At 36.4% G+C, this 18599-nt stretch carries 16 protein-coding genes and 1 pseudogene; 5 read left to right on the forward strand and 12 right to left on the reverse strand.

Going from position 1 to position 18599, the window contains the following annotated elements:
* Positions 1–10: 10 nt before the first annotated feature.
* Positions 11–2329: a hypothetical protein gene (locus F6K23_RS17375; protein WP_293158009.1), complete on the forward strand. Its 2319-nt coding sequence runs from the start codon at positions 11–13 to the stop codon at positions 2327–2329.
* Positions 2330–2624: 295 nt separating this feature from the next.
* On the opposite strand, the gene F6K23_RS17380 is transcribed toward F6K23_RS17375, so the two are convergent.
* The 4 genes from F6K23_RS17380 to F6K23_RS17395 all read right to left on the reverse strand — a co-directional run bounded on the left by F6K23_RS17380 (position 2625) and on the right by F6K23_RS17395 (position 5472).
* Positions 2625–3023, reverse strand: coding sequence for a type II toxin-antitoxin system VapC family toxin (locus tag F6K23_RS17380; protein WP_293158012.1), 399 nt, complete (start codon positions 3021–3023; stop codon positions 2625–2627).
* 2 nt (positions 3024–3025) lie between these two features.
* Complete coding sequence (locus F6K23_RS17385) at positions 3026–3277, reverse strand: type II toxin-antitoxin system Phd/YefM family antitoxin (protein WP_293158015.1); 252 nt, start codon at positions 3275–3277, stop codon at positions 3026–3028.
* 215 nt (positions 3278–3492) lie between these two features.
* Positions 3493–5184: a sodium:solute symporter family protein gene (locus F6K23_RS17390; protein WP_293158018.1), complete on the reverse strand. Its 1692-nt coding sequence runs from the start codon at positions 5182–5184 to the stop codon at positions 3493–3495.
* Positions 5185–5472: a DUF4212 domain-containing protein gene (locus F6K23_RS17395; protein ID WP_293158021.1), complete on the reverse strand. Its 288-nt coding sequence runs from the start codon at positions 5470–5472 to the stop codon at positions 5185–5187.
* 1700 nt (positions 5473–7172) lie between these two features.
* Between F6K23_RS17395 and F6K23_RS17400 the strand changes: the two genes are divergently transcribed.
* The gene (locus tag F6K23_RS17400; protein ID WP_293158024.1) at positions 7173–7742 is read left to right on the forward strand and encodes a Fur family transcriptional regulator; all 570 of its coding nucleotides are present in this window, start codon (positions 7173–7175) and stop codon (positions 7740–7742) included.
* Here F6K23_RS17400 and F6K23_RS17405 read toward each other — a convergent pair.
* The 3 genes from F6K23_RS17405 to F6K23_RS17415 all read right to left on the reverse strand — a co-directional run bounded on the left by F6K23_RS17405 (position 7675) and on the right by F6K23_RS17415 (position 12920).
* Positions 7675–10152: a hypothetical protein gene (locus tag F6K23_RS17405; protein ID WP_293158027.1), complete on the reverse strand. Its 2478-nt coding sequence runs from the start codon at positions 10150–10152 to the stop codon at positions 7675–7677. The genes F6K23_RS17400 and F6K23_RS17405 overlap by 68 nt on opposite strands.
* Before the next feature lie 926 nt (positions 10153–11078).
* Complete coding sequence (locus tag F6K23_RS17410; RefSeq protein ID WP_293158030.1) at positions 11079–11459, reverse strand: response regulator; 381 nt, start codon at positions 11457–11459, stop codon at positions 11079–11081.
* Between the two features lie 801 nt (positions 11460–12260).
* Entirely contained in the window at positions 12261–12920 is a 660-nt protein-coding gene (locus tag F6K23_RS17415; protein WP_293158033.1) for an S-layer homology domain-containing protein, read from the reverse strand.
* A gap of 655 nt (positions 12921–13575) precedes the next feature.
* On the opposite strand from F6K23_RS17415, the gene F6K23_RS17420 reads away from it, so the two are divergent.
* From F6K23_RS17420 to F6K23_RS17430, 3 genes and pseudogenes are all read left to right on the forward strand, one after another.
* Positions 13576–13773, forward strand: a complete 198-nt coding sequence (locus F6K23_RS17420) for a hypothetical protein (RefSeq protein ID WP_367267733.1) — start codon at positions 13576–13578, stop codon at positions 13771–13773.
* Positions 13774–14129: 356 nt separating this feature from the next.
* Positions 14130–15003, forward strand: a pseudogene (locus F6K23_RS17425) (IS5 family transposase).
* Between the two features lie 26 nt (positions 15004–15029).
* Positions 15030–15464, forward strand: a complete 435-nt coding sequence (locus F6K23_RS17430) for a Uma2 family endonuclease (RefSeq protein WP_293158036.1) — start codon at positions 15030–15032, stop codon at positions 15462–15464.
* Between the two features lie 450 nt (positions 15465–15914).
* On the opposite strand, the gene F6K23_RS17435 is transcribed toward F6K23_RS17430, so the two are convergent.
* From F6K23_RS17435 to F6K23_RS17450, 5 genes are all read right to left on the reverse strand, one after another.
* On the reverse strand, positions 15915–16580 hold the full coding sequence (locus F6K23_RS17435) for an SDR family oxidoreductase (protein ID WP_293158038.1): 666 nt from the start codon (positions 16578–16580) through the stop codon (positions 15915–15917).
* 92 nt (positions 16581–16672) lie between these two features.
* Positions 16673–16807 (reverse strand): DUF86 domain-containing protein, encoded by a 135-nt coding sequence (locus tag F6K23_RS41885; RefSeq protein WP_367267735.1) that lies wholly within the window; start codon positions 16805–16807, stop codon positions 16673–16675.
* A gap of 392 nt (positions 16808–17199) precedes the next feature.
* Positions 17200–17400 (reverse strand): DUF86 domain-containing protein, encoded by a 201-nt coding sequence (locus F6K23_RS17440; RefSeq protein WP_293158041.1) that lies wholly within the window; start codon positions 17398–17400, stop codon positions 17200–17202.
* A complete protein-coding gene (locus F6K23_RS17445; RefSeq protein WP_293158044.1) occupies positions 17387–17731 on the reverse strand; it encodes a nucleotidyltransferase family protein in 345 nt (114 codons plus the stop codon). Before F6K23_RS17445 ends, F6K23_RS17440 begins: the two co-directional genes overlap by 14 nt.
* 14 nt (positions 17732–17745) lie before the next feature.
* Positions 17746–18207, reverse strand: coding sequence for a serine protease (locus F6K23_RS17450; protein ID WP_293158047.1), 462 nt, complete (start codon positions 18205–18207; stop codon positions 17746–17748).
* Positions 18208–18599 lie beyond the last annotated feature (392 nt).

An 18599-nucleotide genomic window follows, 5' to 3' on the forward strand; every position in this document is an offset into this window, starting at 1 on the left:
GTAATATACTATGTATTTCCAACTCAATCCACCCTCTATATCTCAAATTCGTGCTAGTTTTATCATTGATAAATTAGCAAATTATCCACAAAATCTCAGCACCATTAATATTTTTGCTACTGGAAGAACTCACAGTGGTAAAACAACATTAGGAAATCGTTTATTAGGAATTGATTATTTTCTCTCAACTGGTCGTCAAGATTGTACCAAAGAAATTAACTTAATTGAATTTCCTATTGGTTTAAAATATTTTGATCTTCCTGGGGTATGTAGTGATGATTTCTTAGAAAATTATAATCGTGTTGCTTTAAATGTTAATCAAGTTGAGGATTTTCCCTTTGTCTCAGAAGTTAGTTTATTTAGATACAGAAAAGAGCAATCTCCTTCTGAACAAACTTTAACTATTAGTCACTATCAAAGCCTCAATTTTCAACCTGATTTAATTTACTATTTGATTGCTCCAGACAAACAGTTTGCAAGAGGAGACCGAAAATACTTAAGAGACTTGTTAAAATGTCATCAAAATATTATTTACGTCTTTAATATGTTTGTTAATAAACAAACAGGAATGAGTTATTTTGCTACTGAAGCTAATATTCAAGATGTAGCTACCCAAATTTTTAAAGTTCACCGTGATATTTTAGGAGAAGCTTCTCAACCTATGATTGTCGGTGTGAATTGTTTAACAGGAGAAGGAATCTCAGAATTATTACATCAATCTCAACAGATATTATCAGGTCAAAAAGGGATAATTTTCCAAGAATTAATTAACTATCAACAACAAAAAACACCGGATGAATATGTAAGTCAAGTTAAACGAGAATTAGTCAGAATATATGCTCATGCTGCTTGTGAAAGAGCGACAGGTACAAATACCTGCGATCAACCTTTACATAAAATTTGTTACACCCTATTTGATTTTTTGGTAAGTCTTCCTATTCAATCTGAACAAGCGGATAATTCCATTGCTCAACAAGTCAATGCTATTGTTCAGCAAATATTAGCTAATCCAATAGAACAAAATCAATCTGAATCTTTAGAGGATAAAATGGAGTATGTTCATCGAGCAGTTAACTATATTTTAAATGAAAGCATTGACTCATTTAATGAATTAATTAAAACCTATCTTTCTGACGTGCAACAACAAGGATACGAGTTCAGGAATCAAGAGTTAGAAGAATGGGAAAAAGATAAAGAATCTTACGGTGAACAACTGGAGTCAAAGTGGAATCTAATTTTATCAAAAATTGAAGATGTTAATCAGATTAATAATTCCATTGAATCACTAGATGGAGAAATCGAGAATATGAGACGAAAACTTAATTCTCGTATAGAAACTCATCAGGCTAATTATGTTAACCTTTTATCCCGTCGTCAGACTTTAAACTCTCGTTGTGAAAGATGGAAAGATCGACTAGATCGATATAATGCTAATATTCACAGAATTAATCGTAGTTCTGCAAGACTAACTCATGAAGCTAGAAAATCTATCGATCAAGAAAGTGATTATTTAGATAGAGAACAAAACTCAATTCAATCAGAATATAGTTATATTGGTTCTTTAGTGGAAGATTGGCAAGAAGAAGATGAACATATTGACGAAAAAAGAACAAAGTTAAATAATAAAATTAACAAATTTAATCAAAAAATTGGCAAGCGTGATGGTCTTAGAAGGTCAACTCAAGAACTCATAAAAGAACGTAATCTATTCGGTAAAAATGCTCAAGATGAGATAAATTTTTGGATTGAATTTATCAAATTTTTTAATCTTGAATTAGAAGCTCTTGATGAAACAATTAATGCTAGAATTGAAGAAATGAACGGTCATATTCAAGAAATAAGAAATCGTCTAACTATCAATTATTTTGAGCAATTTGTTTCTCCAGAAGATGCAATTAACGAACTACAAGAAGTTGTTAATCGTTGTCTTGATGAGTTGAGTGTGTTTGAATCTCAAATTTTCAGCTTTCACCAAGAGCTTAATAATTGTATTTTTAGAGTGAATATCAATAAAATGGTAATTCAAGTTTTGCAAAAAACAACAGAACATTATTTTGATGAAACAGATGAGTTTGAATATAGAGGAAGTCATTATCATTTTTTTCGTCAGCATGGTGTTACCCTTGGGTTAGCTTTAACAACCATAACTCTTATGGGTTTTGAAGGAGAGTATGAAGAATTTTATAATGGTTTGTTGCGTCAAGTTGAGAAATTGGGTCATTTTCCCGATCGTCCAGTAGAAAGTAAAATTGTCAGGTTGTTAGAATTAAATATTAATTCATTATTCGATTCTTCTTTTGAAGAGGTAATTAGACAAGCTGTTTTATAGTCATCAATCAGATGTAATTTAATTCTGGTAAAATGCGTTATGGAATAAGGGTTATCAACCTGTCGGTTCTTTTTCTAATGGTTGGTATTATGAAGTTAAATTAATCTAAATTCCTAATGGGAAGATAAGAGTAAGGAAACAGTGAGGTTAGCTATTGTAGATTGTAGGTTTGGTTAAGCGACAGCGCAACCCAACAAAAACCTAGACTGTATCTATATTGTGTTTGGTTTATCCTACGGATAAGCTCCGCTAACGTTCCTCAACCCAACCGACATGAGCGATCGCCTTCCAAAAACTAACTTCCTGCCCAAAGAAGGGTAATATTGCTGTATTGCCTGAACATTGAATCAGCACTCATAAGCGTCATTTCCTCTATCTGAGCTTGGGCAATTAGCATTCTGTCAAAAGGATCTTTATGATGTAACGGTAATGCAGCCGCTCTTAACGCATGACCAGCACTAATTTCTAAAATTTGCATATTTAACGACGCTATGCGACTATAAATGCAGGTATCTATCGGTTCTGGCAAAGATAATTTTCCATAGGCAACTTTGATTGCTATTTCCCACACACTAGCAGCAGAAAACCACAATTCGTTACTTTCATCAGCAATACAGGTGGTTGCCTCTTCGTTTAACCGTTCAGGTTCAGCAAACCACCATAACCAGCACTGGGTATCCAATAACAGTTTCACTCTTACTCTCCCTCAAATGCTGCCATAATCTCTTGTGGTAAAGGTTCGTTAAAATCCTCTGGCACGACAAATTTTCCTCTATCCTGCCCCAAACTATCTATTCGCTTAGATGAGGGAGACATGGGAACCAACTTCGCGATCGCCACCCCTTGATTTAAAATAATAATTTCTTCTCCAGGTTTGATACCAGATAATAACTCCGAGAGATTGATTTTGAAGTCGTTAGGTAAGTTTTCTATCTGAAGTGTAGCCATTTTTGTTTCTGAATCACTTTTATATTACATTACCAGTTTAACTTAACTTAGGATATTTTAGCTTAACTACCAAGTACTCTAGTAGGGTATGTTTTGCTGCGGGAAATGTTTGCGGAGCATTCCGTCAGGAAAAATGAAATATAACGCACCGCCCTTGATTTTCGGTGCGTTACGCTGGCGCTAACACACCCTACTGGAAGTCTTCCTTCTTGAAATTAATCCAACTGTTCCTCCCCAATATCGCTAATGGGAGCAGGTACAGCTACAGGCGATCGCAAATCTTCTACCATTTCTTGTATTTCCAATGGTGGTGGAGGTGTCATTCGAGACACTACCAAAGTCACAATAAAATTCAACACCATTCCCACAGTGCCAATACCTTCAGCAGAAATGCCGAAAAACCATGTTGGCATTCCAGCGAATTTGACACCAATAATATAGATAGTAGTAAACAACAAACCTGATACCATACCAGCGATCGCTCCTTCTCGGTTAGTGCGCTTATCAAACACACCCAAAATAATTACCGGGAAAAAACTTGCAGCAGCTAAACCAAAAGCAAAAGCTACTACCTGAGCAACAAACCCTGGTGGGTTAACTCCAAAGTAACCAGCAATAGCAATGGAAAACCCTACCATGATCCGCCCTACCATTAACCGTCGCGACTCTGATGCTCCCGGATCGATCATTCGATAATAAACGTCATGGGCAATGGAACTAGAAATCACCAACAACAAACCTGATGCAGTAGACAAAGCAGCAGCTAACCCTCCTGCTGCCACTAACGCAATTACCCAAGGAGCAAGTTTAGCTACCTCTGGAGTAGACAAAACAATGATATCCCTGTCGATCCTAATTTCATTAGTCTCTATATCTGGAGTTAGTTGGAAGCTACCATCATTATTTTTATCGGTAAATTCTAATAAACCAGTATTTTTCCACTTTGTCGCCCAGTCTAACTGTTGCACTTCCTCCAAAGTTTTATTGTGTAAACTCTCAATTAAGTTGTACCGAGCAAAAGTAGCTAAAGCAGGAGCAGTTGTATACAAAATCGCAATAAACAATAATGCCCAACCAGCAGAATATCGAGCAGCTCTTACATTAGGTACTGTGTAGAAACGGACAATAACGTGAGGTAAACCAGCAGTTCCCACCATTAGCGCAATAGTGATAAACAAAACATCCAGCATACTTTTGTTAGTAAAAGCAGCGCTGTATTCTTGGAAACCCAAGTCTACCTGAACCTGATTTAGTTTTTCGACAATATCGCTGAAAGTAAAGGCAAATTGAGGAATAGGAATACCTGTAATAACTGTTGCAATAGCAATAGCTGGAATCAGATAAGCAATAATGAGTACAGTATATTGGGCAACCTGAGTCCAAGTGATGCCTTTCATTCCACCTAAGATGGCAAAAAAGGCAACAATAATCATCCCAATAACAACGCCAGTACCAATATCAACTTGTAAAAAGCGACTGAAAACAATACCTACACCCCGCATTTGCCCAGCAACGTAAGTCATGGAAACAAAGATGGCAGCGATAACTGCAACGATACGGGCAACATTTGAGTAGTAGCGATCGCCTACAAAGTCGGGTACTGTATATTTACCAAACTTCCGCAGATATGGGGCGAGTAGTAGTGCTAATAGTACAAAACCGCCAGTCCATCCCATCAGATAGATGGAACCATCATAACCCAAAAAAGAAATTAACCCCGCCATGGAGATAAATGAGGCGGCAGACATCCAGTCGGCACCAGTAGCAGCACCATTGGCAATAGCAGGTACACCTTGGTCAGCGACAAAAAAGCCTTTACTATCTTTAACTCGCGATCGCCATCCAATGTACAGATAACCCATAAAGGAAATAGTAACGAGTATAAATGTCCAGACTTCTGCACTCATTTAGTCTCTCCTGTCAGTATTAGATTTTTTATCGAGTTTATCCATGTTATATTTTTTATCGAGTTTATCCATTTGAATGGCATAGGTAAAAATTAAGATGACAAACACATAAATTGAACCTTGTTGTGCCATCCAAAAACCCAAGGGAACACCAAAGAATTGAATTGCATTTAAGGGTTGGACTAATAAAATGCTAAAAACAATTGAAACTAAAGCCCAAACTATTAGCAAGTTTCTGATTAATGCTGTATTAGCACGCCAGTATGCTTGACGTTGTTCTTCGTTCATTTTTTAAGTTGTTGATTAACTATGGATTTTTCGATCAAATTTTCGGGACAAAATCTGATTAATTAGCTCTAAGAGACTGTTTGTAAAAGGAATGTTAAATCTAGGTGCCGTAACCCACCGAACATATCGAATATTAAGGCAATACGCTTTCTTAATCTTTGCTTTACAAACACTCTCTCAACATGGCCTTTTTTCTATAAACTAGGTAAATTAGATCAATCCCAAGTATGTTATTAAAGCATTATTTAGTACTCGTTGGAAATGTCATATAAAAATTAACAATTAGCCCTTAGTTGGGTGCATCTCAATGCGTGAATAAAGCAAAAAAATTATCGCTTTTAGGCAACAGGCAACAGCGGTGCGACCCAGCGACGACGTCAGTTGCAAGCGGTCGGACCCAGCGACGACGCCAGCTCGCTTGCGGAACGCCGACCAAGAGAGGGAATGCGCACCAAGAGAAGCAACAGGGAATATATAGGAAATAAAGTATTTTTGCAAATATGAGATGCACCCCCTAAGTTTTTTATAGTTACTTTATTATTATCTAATTATTTAGACATTTTATAGAACCCATTTGAGATCTATATAATTATGGTAGCCAAGTCTTTTCGCGCATCAATGAGTGAGGAAAAATCTGAAAAGGAGTGTTGAATTTTTTGTATTATTTCTCCCCACATCTTCCCTCTTCCCTCTTCCCTCCTGTCTCCTAGCTAGAAAAATTTAATATTTATGAAGATACGCTTAGGGGTTCTATAAACAACTGTGCTGAGGACTTATATCATGTCCGGATAATTAGCGATAGAACTCCGTTCCGCTTACGCGACCAAAAAAACTTTCTCCTTTTCCTCCTCTTATTTCTTGCTTCTTTCTTCCCTCCTGACTCCTGACTCCTTCGTAATTTTATTTATAAGTAATCAACCGGACATAATATTACAGCAGAATTCAACAATTAATAATGAATAATGAATAATTACCTCTCCATGAATTGAAGAGGATTGACAAAGAGATGAAAATTTTTCTTCACAGGAGTCGATGGTCGGACAGCTCCGAGACCTCGCCATCCCATCCTACGGAATGCTGCGCAAACGACCGCTTATTATCCCCTATCCAAAGGCAGGCGCATACCCACAATTTTTCGGTAATATGAAATACGAAAAATCATATTTAGTTGTTAATAAATAATTAAATAATCTACGGATGTATAGCTTTTAGGTTTTTTTTATAATTAATTAAGCAGACATAATATGAAAAGGTAGTAGTAGAAATTTTTTTGTCTTTGAATTTGGCAACTACACTCCATTTAGCTCTCAGCTAATATCAAGTCTCATTAGATATCTCCAGAAAAGAGAGAATAGGGAATAGGGAATAGGTATGGAGGGGGAAATAATTAATTATTTCTGTACGATAATTGATTTTATTTTTGATTTTTGGAGATGTCTATTTCTGAAATAATGGTTGATTTTACACCTTATTTTACAAATAGTTTCGCTCCTTTAAATATCAAATAATTGCCTAAAGCTATTGTCTTGTCAAAGTTTTTAGCTGATCGAATCTAACTTCTGACTTCTAACTTCTGACTTCTGACTTCCGTGAAACGGTGTCAGCCTTGAGCCAAATTAGCTCTTGCAAAAATATCTCAATAAGTATATATTCATATTAGTAATGCGTTTATTCAGAAGCAAATCTGGGCAATCATAAAAATGGTATTCTATCAGCATGATTCACTTAAGTCTGAACTAAATCAAAGAGGTTGGCGTTTGACTCCCCAAAGGGAGACTATTTTACAAATGTTTCAACACTTACCTCAAGGTAAACATTTAAATGCAGAAGAAATATATAATCTGTTGTTGCATCAACAGGAAAAAATTAGCCTTTCTACTGTCTACCGAACCCTACATCTCTTGACAAAAGTAGGTATTTTGCGGGAACTAGAATTAGCTGAAGGACACAAACATTATGAGATTAACTCCCCCAACCATCATAAACATCATCATTTAGTCTGTCTTCAATGTCACAAAACTTTTGAATTTAACGATGATTCTATAACGAAAATTAGCCAAAAACAAGCTGAAAAAGAAGGGGTCGAAATGTTAGACTGCCAATTAACAGTTCATGCTGTCTGTATAGAAGCTTTACGCAAAGGTTGGCCTGCCTTAGTACCTACAAGTTGGTCTTGCCCCAGAACTCACCTAGAAAAAATGTCTAACTCAAACTCAAATCATCAAAAGGCAAAATTGGAGGAGGAGGAGGAACTACCAAATGTTCAATAACTGCCCTATGACTCTCGCGGTTAGTTTGTACTTCAGCTGCGATCGCTTCAAATTTTATTTCCAAACAACCATAAGCAATATACAAATCTGTAATTACCTCTATTTGCCCTATGCCATTAGGAATAAATTCAGTTAACCAACGTGGTCCTGTAACTATTGTTTGAGCTTGGCGGTCGTAAACCCAAATCTTAACATAAATACGAGGCAAACCCTCCGGTAATTGTACTCTAACTTTTACATCTTTTCCAGCAATTACATCTTTAGCCAGTACTTCTAAATGAGGCACTGGCACTGGTTGATCGTCTGGTAAAATATAAGGTTGTCTAGAAATTGATTCATCTTCCGACTGAGAAACATTTGCTAAACCATCATTCCATTGCTTTTCTTGCTGCTCTATTTGTTCATCTTCAACAACAAACTCTTGTGCTTCCCAATTAATTTCATCAGAATTGTCACTGGGAAGTTCTTGATCATCAACTATCGTATTTATAGAGTCACTATCTTGCAACTTATCTGTCCCAGTTTTATGTTGATCTTCTGATATATTCTCTAATTCTTCAGTTGGAGATAAAGAAGAAGCTTTCATCCATTGGGAAAACTCAGAATCATTAACCAAAGAATTCAGCCGATAAAAAAATCTATCCTCTAAATTCAAAGCCTTAAATGCCTCTTTTCTAGGAGCAAATTTTGTAGGAAAGGGAACAAGGTTTTGCTGATTTATAGAAGACACTTCTTCTTCCTCAGTAGTTTTCGACTCCGACTCCGACTCTGACTCTTTTATTTCTTCCCCTTGTAAAATTGTCTGTTCTGGAAGTTTATCTAGACCTCCCCAGACATCATCTAATTCATCTGAATCTTGAGGAGCATTTGACTTGGCCAATAACTCATTAATCAGAGTCTTGCCTTTGGCCATTTTTTCCGGTGGTGGGTTTCCAAAGGTTGGCAATTTGAGCGCTCCAGAATCTCCCTCTCCTTCAACAGGTTGATATATCTGTGGTGGTAAGGGTTGTTCTATATCAGATTCCTTCTGGGGTTTAACTTGATTAATTTTTTCTACTAACTCCTGAAAAGAAGGAGATTTTTGCTCTGATTTTCTTGCTGCCTGAGTTATTTTTGCAGCCATTTCCTGATGGTCATCTTCAGTAAAATTATCATCAATTGCTGTTAACCAATTCTGTAGTGGGGCTATAATTGTAAAAGATGTATTAGCTAAAGTAGCTGTATTATTTGTGAGGATAATTTGCCCTAATATTAAACGAGTTTTAATATTTTCTGGAACATTAACTGTACAAGCAAATATAATAGGTGGAACTTGCTCTGGTAGAGCTTGTTGTATATCAATTAAAATTTCTGAAGTTTGAGGATTACGCAGACAAATTTTTAAATTCCCATTAACTATTGGAGTATTATTTTCTGGAATGGAGGAATCATTTTTTGTGAAAGTATTCTGCGATATGACGTGATTAAAACCTTCTGTAGATTGAAGATTTTGAGTTTGATTATCTAAGATTATCTGACCAAATATAATTAAAGCTTCTCCTGGTTGAGCAGTATAAGATGCTTGGTTTAAGGTTAGTTGTAAAGGATAATTTATAGTAGAGTTAGTCTGATTAGTGACGTTGGTATCTGCCTGTTGATTTGCCTCTAATTCTATTGCTTGTTGTTGCTCAACTTGCCCAAGTATTGATGAATTATGTCTGAGAGTTTCAGTTAGTTCTTTTAATTTTTTCTCTGTATCTTTAATGTCTGATGGATGACTTTGTTCTTCGAGTTGGTTTTGAGCTTGAATACTTGAATTTTCTTCTTCATCATCTAGTAAATTAGTGGGATTTTTATCTTCAATCTGAGCATCCAATAATTCTATTTCATCTGATTTAGTTGTTAATTCAAAATCTTTTTTTTCTGTATTTTCTTCTGGATGATCTATGGAGCTTATTTGACTAGAAAAAACAGATATATTTTCATTAGCAATAAACTCATTTTCCTGAGTTTCTGAATCTGTTAATGGATATAGTTCTTGACTCTGAACATCTAGTGCTTGTGAGAAATCTGAATCATCATAATCAGTAGGCAATACTTCTAAATGGACAATATGTTGTTTGGCTTTGACAGATGATGTAGTTGGTTTACTTTGACAACGAAATTCCCATTGACCAGGTTTGAGGCGGGTAAAAGGGATAATAGAGATGAGACCTTGAGAGTGGGTACGACTAGAACGTTTCTGAACTCGCCTTAAGGGTGGGACTTCTTCGGTAGAATTGTGAATAATCTGAATTTGGACTTCTGTATTGGCTATATGGGTATGAGCCACAATCCGATAACGACCTTCTAGAATCTCCACATCGGCTGATTCTAAAGGTAGCCAGGTTCGATCGCCTTCTTTCTGTAGCAAAAATTCCCAGTTTAACATCTATATAAGTCTACAGAGTGACTTTACATAATATATTACTTTAGTTTATATCAGATTTTTTTTTCTGCGTAATTATTAGTCACTAATGTTTAGAGTTTTTTGAACTTGAAGAAGTAGTCAGTAGTCAGTAGTCAATTTAACTTCCCTGGCGGGAAGTCCCGCGCTCTCCCGAAGGGGAGCGTCGTATGGGAAACCCTGGGCCAAGAGTCGGATACCTCCACAAATAAAAACTTCCTATACCCTTGACAAGCTAGGAGGTATGCATGTTATCTTCAAGGTCAACACAGGGGGAGGACATCACCTCTGTCAAAAAAGCGGTCATTTTTTTCATGACTGAAGAATCCCTCGTTGTCGCGCTATGCGCAACGTCGGGAGTATGTCAAAGCCATTATATCAATTCCCACTGATTAATACTATATTTACCGAAAAATTGTGGGTATGCGCCTCCCCTTTTAAGGGGATAATAAAAAAAAAATTTTCATGAATTTGTCAATCCTCTTCAATTCATGGAGAGGTAATTATTCATTATTCATTATTCATTATTAATTGTTGAAAGTAGTTTCGGAGTTAGTGAGGTACAAAATTTTAGGACTTTAGGCAACAGCTCCGGAAGGCAACAGGCAACAGAGAATTAATGAACTGTACCTCACGCTTCCAGGACTTACGCAGTACCGCTATATATAGCGTATAACTTCGTCATTATTCTGGATACAATCACTATAATTAGTGCTGTTGCGTAAGTCCTGGCTTCCTAAAAAGTGCTGTAAGTAACACTTAAGTTATTAAGTAATTAACACAGGTATAATAATTTTTGTGCTAATTAGCAGCCCAGTTAATGTTAATGATTCTCATGTTTAATTCTCTCCTACTCCCCTACTCCCCCACTCAATAAAATGTAGAAAAGTTTTTGAGAAATGGTATTACTCCTATGGAACCCAACCCAAAATTGTCTCTACTTCAGTTGCCAGGGACATAGGATCGAAAGGCTTAGTAATTACTCCATTTATTCCCAACTGCAAAAATTGATGGCGATCTTCTGAACAAACTTTCGCTGTCAGGAAAATTACTGGAATTTGCTGAGTGGCCTGATTAGCTCGTAGTTGTTTAAGAGTAGAAAATCCATCTATTTCAGGCATCATTACATCTAAGAGAATAGCATCTGGTTGTTCTACTTCTGCTTTAGCAACAGCTTCGCTACCTGAGCTACCTGTAATTACTTGCCAACCACCTACTATTTCTAGGCTAAGTTGGGCAACTTCTCTAATATCTTCTTCGTCATCTATTAGTAAAATTCGTTTTTTTGCCATCCGATAAAATATATTTAATTTGACATTATTGAAATTGTAATCGTGGTTTGAAACTACATATAAGTTTGAGTAGATAAAAACAGTTTGGAAAGTTGGTTATAGGGCTACGTGCAAGGCAACAGCTCCGGAAGGCAATAGGCAACAGATGAATACAAAAGGGTTTGCTGCTTCTATTTATGTCAAACACCTAATGCATAGCGCTATATAAGTTTCAAGTTCCTGCATAAGTAGATCTATAGCAGATTCCACTAAGCGTGAGGCACACCCATCGCGGGCAATATGTCCGCACTTGCATTCATTCAATAGTTAATCTCTGTACCTCATAACGCGCGGAAACTGCTTTCAATAATGAATAATTAATAATGAATAATTAATAATTACCTCTCCATGAATTGAAGAGGATTGACAAATTCATGAAAATTTTTATTTATTATCCCCTTAAAAGGGGAGGCGCATACCCACAATTTTTCGGTAATAAAGAAGTAAGTTATTTTTACTGTCATAATTTGTAATTTTTTCAATTTGGAATTGATACCTATTGGAATTGATACCTAAATTTCACCTTGTGTATATCCACTTTTTTATTTTTTATCTTTTTATTTTGGGTTTAATACCCCGCCATCTACACAGTGTTTACAAGCTTGTTGGTGTTTGAGTACCCATCCACTTTTTCCTTCTTCCTTTTTACCGAATAATTAAGGTTTAAAGCCTCTCATGAGCAAGGATAAACAAGCGAAGCGGTCGTTTTTTCAAGGAAAGGTAATAATTAATAATTAATAATTAATTATTGAATATTGAATATTACCTGGTTACACCTGGAAGCAAATCATCATTCCAGGGAAGAGATGCAGGGCGTTGTTGACGGTCTAAATAAGCATTCAAAGCATAAACCATATCTCCACGAGTCATCGGTGCTAAAGGATTTATGTTGTTTGTACCTGGTTCAGTATTCACAAAACCTTCATACAATGCTGTTGCTATTGATTTTGTTGCCCAACTAGGGATTTTATCTGAATCTGGGTAATTATTTAATAGCTTTTTAGTATTCTCTTCAGGAAACTGAAAAACACCATAAGCTTGAGCAAAAATAGCAAATGCTTCAGCTCGATTAATTTTATAATTGGGAAAAAACATTCCCTCACGATAGCCACTCATTACACCATTTTTGAGGACAATTTGAATATCATTATAAGCCCAATAATCTGAAGAAACATCTTTTAATTTAACATTTGGTTTCTGGGAAGATTCACGTTTTTCTAAATCAAATGTTTTGACTAAAATTGATGCTAATTCTGCTCTACTAATAATTTCATTGCGATTAAATTTTCCGGTTGCATCTTTGGTCATTAATCCTGCAGCAATTACTCTTTCTATGGGGTCTACTATTTCTTCTTGAGCTTGAACAATTATTGGCAATTGTAATAATGCTATGAGGGAAAATAGACTAATAAATTTTTGCATAATTTTAATCACATAGTTTCTATTGATATATTCATTGTAATACTAAATCCAGCGATCAACAGAATTTTCTTAAGCGGGGGACTCACCCCTAACCCCTTCCAGGAGGGGGAGTGGGTACGAACGTTGCATGTAACGTCCGTACAGGGAGAATTCAACAATGAATAATGAATAATGAATAATGAATAATGAATAATGAATAATTACCTCTCCATGAATTGAAGAGGATTGACAAATTCATGAAAATTTTTTTTCACAGGAGTCGATTGGATATGGCGCAGGTTTCCTCGCCATCCCTCGACCGCTTATTATCCCCTTAAAAGGGGAGGCGCATACCCACAATTTTTCGGTAAATATAATAATAATAAGACTTACGCAGTGACAATAGATATAGGGTTTTACTCAGTTATGCTATTGCTTTTTCCTATGGTCATGCTCCGCAAATATGTTGCGGAGCGTTAACGGAGTTATGCGGCAGCAAAACACACCCTAATGGACTAGAAATAGGATAGGATTTGAATCTCATTTCTCTCCTGATTTATGACTCTTAATAAATGCTTAAAACTCAGACAACGTCATATTTTTCCTTCTTCCTTCTTACCTCAAATTTAAGAAATAAACTGGTATTAATTATGATAGTTGAATAGGATAAAACTAAATGCAAGCTACCCAAATTCGCTATTCTGCCGAAGAGTATCTAGAGCGGGAAAAAACTGCTGAATTTAGAAGTGAATATCGTGATGGAAAAATAATACCAATGACTGGAGGTACTGTAAATCATAATCGAATTTTTGGTAACTTTTGCGCAACATTAAAGTATGGCATTAAAGGGCTTTGTTGCACAAATAGAGCTTAGAGGTTAAAAATAATAGTGCGTGGCACAACAAATCTATATCAATATCAATGTAGAGATGAGTAATATCATGTTCGGATAATCAGTTACAATAAAATTTAAGGACTGATAGTACCGACAGTACAAAAGAAATACTGAAATTATCAATACTATTCTCCAATATTTCCTATGTATTCCTCCTTTCTTCCCTCCTGACTCCTGACTCGGTCCTCCTGACTCCTCACAACAGTTATTTATAAGTATTTAACCGAACATGATATAACTCCAAGTCCAAATCTAAGTCCAAATCTAAGTCTAAGTCCAAGTACCTCCTCAGCAACTGGTCTGAGTATGATGCTTCCTTAAAGCAGAGAGGGAATTTGACATTTTGGCTGAGTGATGAAGTAATAGAGCAGCGGATAAACCAAGAGAGGACAGGACGTAGAGGAGCATCTAATACTTATAGTGATGTAGCTATTGAACTAATGGTCACTCTAAGTAGCTTGTACGGACTAGCGTATGGGACAGACGGAAGGATTTGTGGAATCTATATTTGACTTGATGGAACTAGATTTACCAGTGCCAGACCATAGCACTTTATGCCGTAGAGTCAGAAAATTAAATATTGCCATACCAGCTATAACAAGGGCAGAAGGGATTCACTTAGTAATAGATTCACTATTGGGTCAAAGTCTACGGTGAAGGAGAATGGAAAACTAGGATTCATGGTGTAGGGAAGCGCAGAACATGGCGTAAACTACACCTAGGTGTGAATGAGGCAACTGGAGAGATTGTCACAGCGGTGGTAACAACTAATGATGTGAGTGACGACCAAGTATTTTGTGACCTATTAGATGGGGTAGAAGGTGAAATCACCCAAGTATCAGCAGATGGAGCCTATGACTTGTATAAGTGTTATGAGAAAGCCAGACAACTTGGAGCAAAAGCAACTATTTCACCCAGGAAAAATGCAGTAATAGGTCAGCATGGCAACTGCAAAAGCCGACCTCAGACCACCAGATGAAAACCTCAGAAGAATAAGAATTGTAGGACGCAAGAAATGGAAATGTGAATGTGGTTATCACCGACGTTCGTTGTCGGAAACTACGATGTTCAGGCTTAAATCTCTCTTTGGAGGCAAGTTACGACGACGAAAATTTGATAGTCAGGCAGTGGAGTTGTTTATACAATGTTCCATACTCAACGTGATGATTCGCGTAGGGTAAACCCCAGAGCTACAAAGTAGAAATCTAGTTAACTTCCAACTAAGGGAGTTTTTTGTGATCGCTACTTTCATGCAACAAAGCCGCATTAAAGGGCAACTTTACGAAACTTTTATGAGTGATTTACGTTTGTCAATACCGACAAAAAACATTTACACTTATCCAGATGTGATGGTAATTTCTACTCCAGTTATTTATGCTGAAGCTAGGCGAGATACTATTACTAATCCTCAGATAATTGTCGAAGTATTGTCGCGATCGACAGAAGGTTATGAGCGGGGGCAAAAATTCGAGTATTATCGGAGAGTAAATAGTTTGCAGGAATATATTATCATTGACCAATACAGATATTATGTTGAACAGTTTAGCAAAACTCAGGATGGTAAATGGTGGTTGTCAGAATATGAAGGTGATGGAGCTATTTTATCTTTAAGTTCGGTGGAGTTTCAAATCTCTTTGTCAGATATTTACGAAAATGTAGAATTTGAGTGAAGAAGGAAGAAGAAAGAAGAAAGAAGGCATTTAGTTATCTACAACAGAAGGAAGGAGGACATCTATAAATCCTCAAAGTTAGTCAGGGATTACTTCTGACTTCTGACTTCTGATATCATGCCCGAAGGCAATCGTTTGTGTAAAAGTTAGCGTGGATATCTACAGGGAATTTAAGTTTTTTCTTGTCTTAAGCCTTCCTGCCTTCCGGAGCTGTTGCCTTCCGGAGCTGTTGCCTACCTTTGCTATACAATACCGATGCTACCGGAGATGATATGACTTCTGACTTGTGGGTGGCGCTATAGTATTATAGCAGTGTGCGCTGGTATATTTACAAATTGCAGGAGGTGCCCAATAGCTAAAAGTCTTATATTATTCCAACGGAGATGCTGCGCAAACGGCAATTTATTCCCCCAGATGAGCTGTTGCCTGTTGCCTGCGCACAGCGCTATACTACCAAGGCAATACTTCACCCTTTGCGTGCCAAAAAGTACCTGTATTTTCTAAGTTTAATTCGTCAATTCTAGCTAACAAATTTTCTGCTGCTTCTGCTGGAGATATTCCTGTGAAATTTGTCATTCTAGTGCTAATTAAACCAGGATGTAAAATTGCTACAGCAATTCCTTGTGGTTTTAGATCGACAGACAAAGATTTACCTGCCATACTAACTGCAACTTTTGACATTCGATAGCCATAAGAACCACCGGAAGTATTATCATCAATTGAACCCATTCTACTCGTAATAATAGCAATTTTTGAGCCAGATTCCATTAAGGGTAATAAAGCATGAGTTAGGCGCAAAGTTCCTATAGAATTCACTTCAAATTGTTTGCGAATACTATCAAAATCTAAATCATCTAGATAATTTCTTTCTCTTTCGACTATTCCAGCATTATTAATTAATACATCTAATTTTATCCCTTGTAGATGATTAACTAGGTTAGCAACATCTTTTTCAGAAGTAATATCTACCCCAGTTTCTAAATGCACTCCTAGATTTTCTAATTCTTGATTAGATTGACGACAAACAGCAATTACTTTGTCACCTTTACTATGAACTTGTTTACATAATTCTTGCCCAATACCACGATTAGTTCCTGTGATTAAATAAGTTGCCATAATCGACTTTCTTTCTTTAATTGCTGATAATTTTGCTGGTTGATTATATCATATAAGTAACACAATTTTTGAAGGATCAAAACCCAAAATCTTCATTCATTAGAAAGAGGAGGCAATAAAACCTCTAACTGCTCTAATAAAATGGGAATATCTGACGCAATAACTCCCCACAAAATTTCTGGTCTCACCTCATCATAGCGATGAGCAATAATATTTCTTAAACCAATAAGACTGCGCTAATTTATCTGAGGGTTTCATTAATTGATAATTGATAATGAATAATTGATAATTACCTCTGGTTAAAACCGCTACGGAATTGAATATAAGGAAATATTATTTCTTTTCTTGGTCGATTGGATATGGCGAGGAGACCCGTTCTTGCAGACCCGCTCCGAATGGCGCCATCCCACCCTACGGGAACCTCCGAAGAGAGAACTCCGTTCCGCTGTCGCGTTTCGCGTCAGCGTTGCGAAGCAAACGACCGCTGTCTTGGTCGATTGGATATGGCGAGGGGACTTCGCCATCCCATCCTAACGGACTGCTCCGCAAACGACCGCTTTTTTCCCCTTAAAAGGGGAGGCTTCAAGGCGCGAATTATTTAATTATTAATAATTAATAATTAATAATTCGGTAATTGTTGAAATTCTAAAGATATTCGACGTGCAGCTTCACCCAAAATTTCAAATTGACGCTCTACTGCACTTTGTATCAAAATGTTCTCTAAATACTCACTGTAATTTACATCAGTAGTAAATTCCTGGATTCGACGAATTGCCTGTACCATATCCCAAACTGAAGCGATATCTCTATTGTTTTGCATAAATTACTTGATAAGTCTTTAAAATATTAGCTAAACGATAGGGATTTTTAATCATAGCTTTTTCTACTAAATCAACTGCACGTCCAAATTTTACTTCTAATTCCTCTTGCATATCTAATAATTTTGACAATGTTAACTGGCAAGAAGAATCATAAACTACTAAAATATCAATATCACTATTAGGGTGAAAATATTCTCGCAATACTGAGCCAAATAAAGCTAATTCAGTAATATTCCAGTGTTGGCAAAACTCAGCAATTTCTGAGTAGGAATTTTTCAGACGTTCTGTAAGAATAACTTTTAAATTAACCTTTTGTTGTTCTTTAAGCATTATAATTACAATTCCTATACTATTTTAAAAGTTGTGGCATAAGCTTGAATTCCTGAGTAACCTTTTCTCAGATTCTCAGAATTACCTATTTTCAACGCCGGATAATTACATTTTCCTCCATCTGGGCGAAAAGTGACCAAAGCTAAATCTATATCACTGGGAAATATTTCAACATTGGCAACATCCTCAATTCCATCTTTAGTCTCTAATGATATTTCGCCTTCTTTGTTCACAACATGAGCTGCTGTTAGTACAGTACAGACTCCCTTTTCTCCAGACACAAAAAAACCAGTTCCATGTCCGGGTTGACTCTTATAAAATACTTTGACAATACTAGGTTCTAGTCGAGAGGCAATATCTTCTGGTGGTAATTTCCCATAACAATTTGTCAGAGTTAGTGACAGGAAAGTGAGACCAAGAATGCGAGGTAGAAATTTCATCTTTTTCAGAAGTTCAGAAGTTTGATTTCTTTTCATTTTACCTAAAACTATTGAAGTTAAAAGTTAAAAGTCAAAAGTCAAAAGTCAGAAGTTAAGTTCGTAGTACGGACTATAATATTGATAATAATTAATCTAAAATACTCCCACAAATTAAAACCAATGTCTTACAGTAATTCACTATAGAAGAGTTGCAAAAAACCTTTAATATCATGTCCGGCAGCATCGGTCTTGTATAGCAAAGGTAAGGAAGAAGGAAGAGGGAAGAAGGAAGAGGGAAGAGAGAAGAGGAAGAAAGGCTACCCTCGCAAGAAAAAAACCATTATTTCCTGTAGATATTCACCCTTGGGTTTACACAAACGATATAAACGGACATGATATAACTCCCTCTTCACTACCATGGGCAATCTTCAAACTATCAGAACTAAAGG

Origin of the sequence: Okeania sp. SIO2C9, from assembly GCF_010672455.1 — a bacterium.
Classification (GTDB): Bacteria; Cyanobacteriota; Cyanobacteriia; order Cyanobacteriales; family Microcoleaceae; genus Okeania.

Bases quoted from the DNA above. Each gene is read 5' to 3' on its own strand.
- F6K23_RS17375 (WP_293158009.1), top strand. From the start codon at position 11: ATGTATTTCCAACTCAATCCACCCTCTATATCTCAAATTCGTGCTAGT.
- F6K23_RS17385 (WP_293158015.1), bottom strand. From the start codon at position 3,277: ATGGCTACACTTCAGATAGAAAACTTACCTAACGACTTCAAAATCAAT.
- F6K23_RS17390 (WP_293158018.1), bottom strand. From the start codon at position 5,184: ATGAGTGCAGAAGTCTGGACATTTATACTCGTTACTATTTCCTTTATG.
- F6K23_RS17395 (WP_293158021.1), bottom strand. From the start codon at position 5,472: ATGAACGAAGAACAACGTCAAGCATACTGGCGTGCTAATACAGCATTA.
- F6K23_RS17400 (WP_293158024.1), top strand. From the start codon at position 7,173: ATGGTATTCTATCAGCATGATTCACTTAAGTCTGAACTAAATCAAAGA.
- F6K23_RS17405 (WP_293158027.1), bottom strand. From the start codon at position 10,152: ATGTTAAACTGGGAATTTTTGCTACAGAAAGAAGGCGATCGAACCTGG.
- F6K23_RS17410 (WP_293158030.1), bottom strand. From the start codon at position 11,459: ATGGCAAAAAAACGAATTTTACTAATAGATGACGAAGAAGATATTAGA.
- F6K23_RS17415 (WP_293158033.1), bottom strand. From the start codon at position 12,920: ATGCAAAAATTTATTAGTCTATTTTCCCTCATAGCATTATTACAATTG.
- F6K23_RS17420 (WP_367267733.1), top strand. From the start codon at position 13,576: ATGCAAGCTACCCAAATTCGCTATTCTGCCGAAGAGTATCTAGAGCGG.
- F6K23_RS17435 (WP_293158038.1), bottom strand. From the start codon at position 16,580: ATGGCAACTTATTTAATCACAGGAACTAATCGTGGTATTGGGCAAGAA.
- F6K23_RS17440 (WP_293158041.1), bottom strand. From the start codon at position 17,400: ATGCAAAACAATAGAGATATCGCTTCAGTTTGGGATATGGTACAGGCA.
- F6K23_RS17445 (WP_293158044.1), bottom strand. From the start codon at position 17,731: ATGCTTAAAGAACAACAAAAGGTTAATTTAAAAGTTATTCTTACAGAA.
- F6K23_RS17450 (WP_293158047.1), bottom strand. From the start codon at position 18,207: ATGAAAAGAAATCAAACTTCTGAACTTCTGAAAAAGATGAAATTTCTA.